This window comes from Pantoea sp. GbtcB22 (assembly GCF_019091025.1).
Lineage (GTDB): Bacteria > Pseudomonadota > Gammaproteobacteria > Enterobacterales > Enterobacteriaceae > Pantoea > Pantoea leporis.
Genome location: NZ_JAGXKB010000093.1, coordinates 1 through 289, shown reverse-complemented (window position 1 = coordinate 289; position 289 = coordinate 1). Strand labels below are relative to the sequence as shown.

The following is a 289-nucleotide window of genomic DNA, read 5'->3' as shown; positions in this document are numbered from 1 at the left end:
CGATTGGTTTGGCGGATGTGAAGGGCAAGGTACCGGCGGAAATTGCCGTCGCGGTGGCGGGAGAAACCATCAGCGTTTATCAGCAGCAGGCGATAAGTTGTTGAGTGACGAGGAAACTGCCAGGATAAAACCATCCCCCCGCCACCGTGCGGCGTTGCTGATTATCAGGAGCGATAATGAATTCACGAGCTAATCCGTTTTTCTCCGCCAGCACCTTGCCGTATCAAACTCCGCCATTTGACCAGATTCAGGAAGAGGATTTTCTGCCGGCGCTGGAAGCGGGGATTGA

The 289-nt window shown here is 54.3% G+C and carries 1 pseudogene; it reads left to right on the top strand.

Annotation, left to right across the window (positions count from 1 at the left end):
• Window positions 1-104: pseudogene (locus KVT28_RS27925) on the top strand (xanthine dehydrogenase accessory protein XdhC); the annotation flags it as partial.
• Window positions 105-289 lie beyond the last annotated feature (185 nt).